A 7,772-nucleotide genomic window follows, 5' to 3' on the forward strand; every position below is an offset into this window, starting at 1 on the left:
TTTTAAAATTTCATACTTTTCTTCTTTAGAAAATTTACTTTTAGCCATAATAAAAACTCCCCCAAAGGAAAACAGATTTTTTTTATTTCATCTGTCTACCTTTAGGGGAGCATATCAATTCGGTAATGCCTTTCTTTTTTATGTAAGCTATTTCTAAAACATAATACTTCTCACTCTTCCCTACTTCTTTAAAGAAGTAGCCTATGTTTTCGAAATCATCTACAATATAGTCAGACACCTAGTGGAGACAAATCGAAATAATAATCGAATTGAGAGAGGCGGTAAATGAAATGGAAACATCTCAAAAAGTAACAGTACAAACAACAGTTCAAGCACCTGTAGAAAAGGTCTGGAAATTTTGGACTGAACCCGCTCATATAACTAAATGGAACACTGCTTCAGATGAATGGCACACACCAATTGCTGAGAATGATTTACAAGTAGGTGGTAAATTCCATTCACGTATGGAAGCCAAGGATGCTAGTTTTGGTTTCGATTTTGATGGAGTTTATGATGAAGTGAAATTACATGAGGTTATCGCTTATTCACTTGGTGATGGAAGAAAAGTTCAAATCCTCTTTAAAGGTCAAAATAACGAAACCGAAATTATTGAAACCTTTGATCCTGAAACTACGAATCCAATTGAGTTACAACAACAAGGATGGCAGGCAATTCTGGATAATTTTAAAAAATATACAGAACAAACACCTCTTTAATTAACAAAAAAAGAGTTGTTCAAGTTAGATGGCGAGTATCCAATAACAACGGATACCGCCTTTTTTTTATATAATTATTACTAAATTTCTTACAAAAAAACTGCACCCAAACTGTTAGGGAATCTAACAATTTAAGTGCAGTTCACGTTCTTCTTTATGCTGCTTTACGAATACTGATATTTTTACCTTCTTTACGCCATTCCTTATACTCAGCTGCAGCTGTGAACAGAACATCTGTAGAAGAGTTTAGTGCCGTTTCAAAGGAGTCTTGTAAAACACCGATGATAAAGCCGACACCAACTACTTGCATTGCAACGTCAGCCGGAATTCCGAATAGGCTACATGCAAGAGGAATCAGTAATAGAGATCCCCCGGCAACCCCTGAAGCACCACAAGCACAGATTGCTGATACGATGCTAAGTAAGATTGCTGTAGGAAGATCCACTTGAATGTCAAGTGTGTGAACCGCTGCAAGTGTCAATACTGAAATAGTAACCGCTGCACCAGCCATATTGATCGTTGCACCTAATGGAATGGATACGGAATAGCTATCCTTATTCAAACCTAGGTTTTCACATAATTTCATATTCACAGGAATATTGGAAGCGGAGCTACGTGTAAAGAATGCAGTAATACCGCTTTCCTTTAAGCACTTAAATACAAGTGGGTAAGGGTTTTGACGGATATATGTGTACACAATGATTGGATTAACAACCAGTGCTACAAGTAGCATACAACCAATCAAAACAACAAGTAACTTACCATAGCTTAGTAATGAATCAAGTCCATTTGTAGTAATAGATTCAAATACTAGACCCATGATTCCTAGTGGAGCAAACTTGATTACCCATGTAACGATTTTGGATATAGCATCTGAAAAATTAGAGATTAAAGTTTTAGTTGTATCAGCAGCATTTCTTAATGCCAAACCAAGTAGGATCGCCCAAGCTAAAATACCGATATAGTTCGCATTAAATAATGCTTTCGCTGGGTTATCTACCACGTTCAACAGTAAAGATTTGAGAACCTCTACAACACCGCCAGGGGCCGTAAAACCTTCAGCACCCTTTGTAAGGGTTAAACCTACAGGGAAAATAAAACTGATAATAACTGCTATTAATCCTGCTAAAAAAGTCCCTATAAGATATAAACCAATAATAGATTTCATATTTGTTTGGTGACCACTCTTGTGTTGTGCGATGGCCGACATTACTAAGAAAAGTACCAACACAGGTGCGATGGCTTTTAATGCACCTACAAATAAAGAGCCAAAAATGACAACAGGTTTTGCTAGATCCGGGATTGCTACAGCCAAAATAATACCAATAATCAAACCGACAATAATTTGCTTTACTAGACTCAATCGATTCCAGCTTTTCAGTATACTTTTCATTGATGTACCCCCACTAGATTATGTTTTATGAAACCTTGCTAATTTCGAGCACCTTCGGATAGAATGATATCCATTATTACAATTAAGTAATGGATGTCTTTGTCCCCACCCCAGTCTTTGAAATTTCCCCTTCAATGCTCAGTCAGTTTGTCTTTTAAAGGCTCATCTCATAGTGGTCAGATTTCTGGCTGATAATTTTTTGTTTGATGCTCTCACCAACACAATCCACTCCATAAAGACAACTGTATAAATTAATAGTATTATATACAGGTTTTTGATATATTACAATATTGATATTTTTATTTTGATATAGTACACCAAACCATAAATCGTCAAAAAACATAAAGAATTCATACTATTCATAGGATATCCTAATATTTTTTACTATTTCAAATGAAAAAAATATTTTTTAAAACATTCAAATTAATGAATCTCTGCAGCGACTTAAATAAAAAAAGAAAGGCAGATCGCTCTACCTTTCTTAATTCCCAATCATTATTTTGCATTTGCATCAGGTTGATGTATTCCAAATATATTGCCTTCTGTATCAATATAGTATCCTTGCCAAGCCATACCTGGTAGCGCGTATTTGGCAAGTGCTACTTTGCCCCCATTCTCAAGGATTTTTGCTTCCGTTGCATCGTAATCTTCTATGCCCATTGTACAGGAAAATCCGTTCATTGCTTGGTTTGGTTCCGGTGAACCACCTTGTCTTTGCATTAAAGCACCATTGATACCAGGCGCATTCTCATCGCCAGTCACTGCTCCAAAGTAAGGCATACCCGCATACTCACTCCAATCTTGAAATGACCATCCGAATACCTCTCCATAAAAATTCTTTGCACGATCCATGTCACTAACATGAATTTCAAAATGAACTAATCTTCCCATAATAGCCTCCTGTAATTTCAAATAATCATTACATAATATACATTCGATGGACACACTTCATAATCCTATTAACAATTACAAATCTATAATATTCTTAATAGTCGCAATGAGAGTACAGGTTACCTTACAAGGAATAGCAGTTACCGATTTGTCGAAAAATCGATATTTTGGGATTATCGAATGTATTTTTTCGGTTACGATTGTATTTTTCTGATATCGAAAGTATTTTTCTCGTTTTCGAATGTATTTTTAGATTTTCAATTATAATTTTTATGGCCTACACCAAACGATGAAATTTGAGTGTTTTTTAAGGGATTCATCACACTTTAGTTACACTTATCAAAGAAATTCATTATAAACAAACAAAAAAATGAAGGACCCTAATGAGATCCTTCATTTTTTATGATTATTTAGTCTCGGCTCTGAATGCATAAACCTTTCCATCATTCTTAATCATCTTTAACTCCTGCGAAAGCACCCCAGCCATACTCAATGTACCGCTCGCATCATGTCCTAATTCCCAAATCATCATCCCACCAAAGCCATTTTTCAATGCAAGCTGTGTCTTTTTCTGCATAGTGGGTACACCGTTGTAATGATAGGTTGTTCCGTTCATGGCAACGATATCTTTGTTGGCATTAACAGGATTACTTTTCACTATCGTGGCATATGAGATTTGCTTGATTTTCACGTTTTCTGGTTGGGCATAGAATGGAACGCCCAAGACAAGTTTTTGTTTAGAAATTTTGTTTTGATCGAACAATTGTGACCAATATCTCACCACATTTTCCGTAAATGGGTAAGGTGAAAGGTTGGCTGCATTGTAGCTTCCATCCCATTGTCCGTCATAAGCCATGATGTTGACATAGTCAACGTAATTAAACATGGATGGTTCAAAAATGACGTAACCTACTTCCGTTCCTGTTACACTATGAATCTTGGAATAGACAGCGATAGAGATCTCTTTCTTTTTTGGGTGAAGCTTTTCACTTAATCCTTTTGTGAAGGCAGCTAAGTTTTTGGCGTCTTCCTTTGATTTCGGATGTTCAAAATCAATGTCGATGCCATCAAGATTTTCTTGTTCTGCAACTTTAGTCAGTTCATTGATTAATCTAGTTCGCGATGTCGGATTGGAGATTGCACTTTTGAAATATTTGTATGATTCTCCACCTTGGATATGGTACCAGCCTCCGATCGCTAGAATTGCTTTCGTTTTTTCTTGATGTGCTCTTTTTACCATGGATCTAAGGTTCGACTTGGCATAGTCTCCACTCCATAATATACGTCCATCATTTGTTGGATGAACAAAAGAAAAAATGACATGTGTCAATTTTGAATAGTCAATGGTAGTTGGATCACGATAATCCTGGACATACCCAATCAATACATTGGATTTCGGCGATTCAACCTTGGGCATTTTCTTAGGAACGAGATTTTTTATCGATTTCGGTGCCACTCTTGCTTCTATTGATGGATTCTGTCGTTCTTGTTTTGATTTATGACTGGAATATAAACCTCCAGTAAAAAATCCACCTGTGAATATAAACACTGCTATTAGCAGAAGGAGATAACGGTTTTTAATCATCCACAGCATTCCTCTCACAATCTTGTTGTCTCCTAAAATAGTACCAAAAAAACACAAGTGTAAGAGGTGGTAATATAAACCTAAATACGCGCCAGTCACTTTTTCTGATGAATCACATATTTCCACATTACATTTATAGACCTCAAATAATTATCAACCATAGATTTTTTCTGTCATTGGAATGCACTTTCCTTTTACATTTTAAATGAAAGGAAGGACAAACTAACCATAATGATCAGGATTGAGATTGGGGGTAGCAAATATAAAAAAAGACAAACAGGGCTTCAAATTAAGCTACGAACCAGACGGAAAAATGGCTGACAAGAAGAACGATAAGAATGCCAACTTTTTTAAATCTACGCTGGAAAACGAATAAGGACTGTAAAGGAGCATCAGAATGGTTGAAGAGCATATTGTGAGAGCAACGGAAGACGACTTGCCTGTTATTGGTGAAATGTTTTCAGAATGTAAAGAGTACCTGGAATCAAGGGGCATTTTACAGTGGGATGAGAAATATCCGAATCATGAGTACTTTGAAAATGCGATGCAGGGCGAAGAGTTGTTCATATTAAAAAAGGGTCAGAGCCCAATTGGCGTGATGGTGCTCGATGAGTGGCAAGCTACGGAATGGGAAAACGCAAATTGGTCCAAAACAGAAGGAAAGCCTCTGATTCTTCATTCGTTTTGCGTGGACCCCTCACTCCAAGGTGGAGGATATGGAAGCAAGATGCTTCAGTTTGCCGAGGACTTTGCCAGCAATCATGGATATGGGGCAATCCGTCTTGATACCTACTCCGGCAACGAAGCTGCGGTCCGATTTTATGAAAAAAGGGGCTACAAGCAGACGGGTCATGTGATGATGAATGGAAAGCCTGAAGGCCATGAATTATATGTTTGTTTTGAAAAATTGTTCTAATATAGAAAGAAACCTTGCCTTTGTATTATTTGTAGCAAGGTTTCTTTCTTTTATAGTTTTACAATGACCTCAGTTCCGTCATGCAATCTTACATCAACAATCACAGTTCCTTTGTTCTTGCTCAGTTCGGTGAAGAGTTCCTTCATCAGCTGCTTGTTTAATAAAGTATTGAAAAGCCAGGGGGGAACTTGGTTATGTTCAAGATCCTGATTAGCCCACTTGTGCAATTGGTTCCGAAATTTGTTAGATGTGAAAATGGAACTTGCAGCTTTTAAGATTGTGTAAGGGACAGGAAGGTAGAATGCGATTTTATTAGAAGTTTTGATTTTTATTTTCATCATATGTTTTACTCAATGACGATTTTAACGGTATCGCCGTTTGCCGATTGGATATCAACAATGTTGCCGTCCAGCTCATTTTCAATTGCATCAATCAGCAGGTTGATATCAAGATCCTTGACGTATTGTTGGGATTGCGGGATGCTTGCAGCAATGCTATGTCCCGTTTTGAGAAGTGCTTTTACGAGCTTAATTGGTACATTGACGTTAACATTGTCATTTTCCTTGGAGACAACACGGATTTTTAACGTTTTATCTAAGTATTTATTTTGTTTTTTAGGATAAGCAGGAGCTTCTTTTTCCTTGAGTACAGCAATCAACTGGGCACCTTTTTCGGAATCGATTTTTCCTTCTTGCACCATCGTTAAAATCTTTGAAATTTCTTCACTCATCATAATTCCCCCTACTCACCTTTTATAAGTTTAATCGCATCTTCTGCAGAAATTTCACCCTTCTCCAGCATCGCAACGATTTTCTTCTCATCTAGCTCATTTTTCTTTTGAGTGTCATATCCAAGGGCCGTGATAATATCGTTAAGCTTTCCACGGACAGTTGGATAGGAAATTCCGAGCTCTTTTTCCACTTCCTTAATATTCCCACGGGATACAAGGAAGATTTCGACGAATTGAAGCTGTTCCTTTGTTAAAGAAGCAAGCTTTGAAAGTTCGAATTCATTTTCAATAGTCGTATCACAGTGATTGCATGTAAGTTTTGTTATTTTAAGTGTTTGGCTGCATACAGGACAATTCGTTAAAACTGGATATGCCATGATTGCCTCCTTTCATGGTATTTAAATATATTTTAAATACATTAATTAAAAATGTAAATGTTTTTACATAAATTAATTAAATAATTAAATATATATATAAAAAATATGAATATTATTAATTCCGATAAATATCCTGTGAGGTTAATATAAGTATCTTGGAGAAAAACTGCATTTTTTTTGAAGACACTGTTATATTCCAGTGTTGATTTTTAATTTCAATAGTCTAATTTTACAGAGGCTCTTTATTTAAATCCTAACGCCCATATGTTTTTATGTCCGCTAAACGATGCAAATTTGATGAAAAAGAGAATAAATATACATAGAAGGAATATGACCTTATTTCTAGAATCCTATTTATGTAAAGTAATATGAAGGAGTGATATAGGTGGAACAAGCTATTTTTCATCATATGGGTACCGTTCGTGGAATTACTGAGAAATCAATTAAAAGAATTCCTGAAGAGATCGCGGATATTGTCCCAAATGGTTTCAATAATAATATTCGTTGGAACTTTGGGCATATCGCATTTGTACAAGAAAAAATTGTATTTGGAATTTTTAAAGAAAAAATGAATATTCCTGAAAACTATGAACAACTTTTTGCGGCAGGTACGAAGCCGAGTGATTGGAAGGTCGATCCTCCCACTTTGGAAGAGATAGCTACTGTATTGTCAGAACAAAAATCTAGAATCAAAGATTTCCTGCCAGGACGTTTTCATGAAAAGTTGCCAACACCTTTCACAAACCGTGCTGGCATTACGTTTAATAATCTAGGCGAGACTTTTTTATTTAGCTTTTATCATGAAGGATTACATATGGAAGCAATTAAGCATATCTATCGTGTTATTAATTCAAAATAATGGAAAAAAGACGATTACAAATTTTATCTTGATTTGTAATCGTCTTTTTTATGTACATTAAGTAATCTTATAACATATTTAAAAGAGTATTTTTGTGATTTTCATATCTTCTAACACTCTCAATCAATAAACTTTCTTATATTTTAATCACACGATTGGTTTCTGCTGCTTCGATCATCCCAATTATGACTTTTAATGAAGATATCGCATCTTCCCCTGTCACGAGTGGTGCTGTGTCCAATCGCACAGAGTCAATTAATGCATCTATCACACCACTTTTACTTTGGGTCTCATTCGTTTGGATG

10 protein-coding genes are annotated in these 7,772 nt (G+C 35.9%); 3 read left to right on the plus strand and 7 right to left on the minus strand.

All coding sequences use genetic code 11. From position 1 onward, the window contains the following. Window positions 1-290 precede the first annotated feature (290 nt). Window positions 291-716, plus strand: a complete 426-nt coding sequence (locus DBX25_RS11445; protein WP_108670941.1) for an SRPBCC family protein — start codon at window positions 291-293, stop codon at window positions 714-716. A gap of 154 nt (window positions 717-870) precedes the next feature. Here the strand turns inward: DBX25_RS11445 and sstT are convergent, their stop codons facing one another. From sstT to DBX25_RS11460, 3 genes are all read right to left on the minus strand, one after another. Beyond that, complete coding sequence (gene sstT, locus DBX25_RS11450) at window positions 871-2,109, minus strand: serine/threonine transporter SstT (protein ID WP_108670942.1); 1,239 nt, start codon at window positions 2,107-2,109, stop codon at window positions 871-873. 495 nt (window positions 2,110-2,604) lie between these two features. Continuing rightward, entirely contained in the window at window positions 2,605-3,000 is a 396-nt protein-coding gene (locus DBX25_RS11455) for a VOC family protein (RefSeq protein WP_108670943.1), read from the minus strand. 406 nt (window positions 3,001-3,406) lie between these two features. Continuing rightward, window positions 3,407-4,594 carry a glycoside hydrolase family 18 protein gene (locus DBX25_RS11460; RefSeq protein ID WP_240620283.1) on the minus strand — a complete coding sequence of 396 codons (1,188 nt, stop codon included), beginning with the start codon at window positions 4,592-4,594 and terminating at the stop codon, window positions 3,407-3,409. Between the two features lie 388 nt (window positions 4,595-4,982). On the opposite strand from DBX25_RS11460, the gene DBX25_RS11465 reads away from it, so the two are divergent. After that, window positions 4,983-5,501 (plus strand): GNAT family N-acetyltransferase, encoded by a 519-nt coding sequence (locus DBX25_RS11465; protein WP_108670944.1) that lies wholly within the window; start codon window positions 4,983-4,985, stop codon window positions 5,499-5,501. A 50-nt stretch (window positions 5,502-5,551) separates the two neighbouring features. Here the strand turns inward: DBX25_RS11465 and DBX25_RS11470 are convergent, their stop codons facing one another. The 3 genes from DBX25_RS11470 to DBX25_RS11480 are packed head-to-tail and all read right to left on the minus strand — an operon-like array spanning window position 5,552 to window position 6,608. Beyond that, window positions 5,552-5,842, minus strand: coding sequence for a hypothetical protein (locus DBX25_RS11470; RefSeq protein WP_108670945.1), 291 nt, complete (start codon window positions 5,840-5,842; stop codon window positions 5,552-5,554). Window positions 5,843-5,847: 5 nt separating this feature from the next. Then, on the minus strand, window positions 5,848-6,231 hold the full coding sequence (locus DBX25_RS11475) for an SHOCT-like domain-containing protein (protein WP_108670946.1): 384 nt from the start codon (window positions 6,229-6,231) through the stop codon (window positions 5,848-5,850). An 11-nt stretch (window positions 6,232-6,242) separates the two neighbouring features. Beyond that, window positions 6,243-6,608: a DUF2089 domain-containing protein gene (locus DBX25_RS11480; protein WP_108670947.1), complete on the minus strand. Its 366-nt coding sequence runs from the start codon at window positions 6,606-6,608 to the stop codon at window positions 6,243-6,245. Between the two features lie 385 nt (window positions 6,609-6,993). Here DBX25_RS11480 and DBX25_RS11485 point away from each other — a divergent pair, with 385 nt between their 5' ends. Then, a complete protein-coding gene (locus DBX25_RS11485; RefSeq protein ID WP_108670948.1) occupies window positions 6,994-7,467 on the plus strand; it encodes a DinB family protein in 474 nt (157 codons plus the stop codon). Between the two features lie 136 nt (window positions 7,468-7,603). Here the strand turns inward: DBX25_RS11485 and DBX25_RS21310 are convergent. Beyond that, window positions 7,604-7,772, minus strand: a 169-nt coding sequence (locus DBX25_RS21310) for a Gfo/Idh/MocA family oxidoreductase (RefSeq protein WP_338066682.1), incomplete at its 5' end; no start/stop codon positions are given.

It is taken from the genome of Peribacillus acanthi, assembly GCF_003073175.1.
Classification (GTDB): Bacteria; Bacillota; Bacilli; order Bacillales; family DSM-1321; genus Bacillus_BN; species Bacillus_BN acanthi.

What these genes read in the sequence shown, in the direction of transcription:
- sstT (WP_108670942.1), bottom strand. Translation starts at nt 2,109, where the DNA reads ATGAAAAGTATACTGAAAAGCTGGAATCGATTGAGTCTAGTAAAGCAA.
- DBX25_RS11480 (WP_108670947.1), bottom strand. Translation starts at nt 6,608, where the DNA reads ATGGCATATCCAGTTTTAACGAATTGTCCTGTATGCAGCCAAACACTT.
- DBX25_RS11455 (WP_108670943.1), bottom strand. Translation starts at nt 3,000, where the DNA reads ATGGGAAGATTAGTTCATTTTGAAATTCATGTTAGTGACATGGATCGT.
- DBX25_RS11475 (WP_108670946.1), bottom strand. Translation starts at nt 6,231, where the DNA reads ATGAGTGAAGAAATTTCAAAGATTTTAACGATGGTGCAAGAAGGAAAA.
- DBX25_RS11465 (WP_108670944.1), top strand. Translation starts at nt 4,983, where the DNA reads ATGGTTGAAGAGCATATTGTGAGAGCAACGGAAGACGACTTGCCTGTT.
- DBX25_RS11460 (WP_240620283.1), bottom strand. Translation starts at nt 4,594, where the DNA reads ATGCTGTGGATGATTAAAAACCGTTATCTCCTTCTGCTAATAGCAGTG.
- DBX25_RS11445 (WP_108670941.1), top strand. Translation starts at nt 291, where the DNA reads ATGGAAACATCTCAAAAAGTAACAGTACAAACAACAGTTCAAGCACCT.
- DBX25_RS11470 (WP_108670945.1), bottom strand. Translation starts at nt 5,842, where the DNA reads ATGATGAAAATAAAAATCAAAACTTCTAATAAAATCGCATTCTACCTT.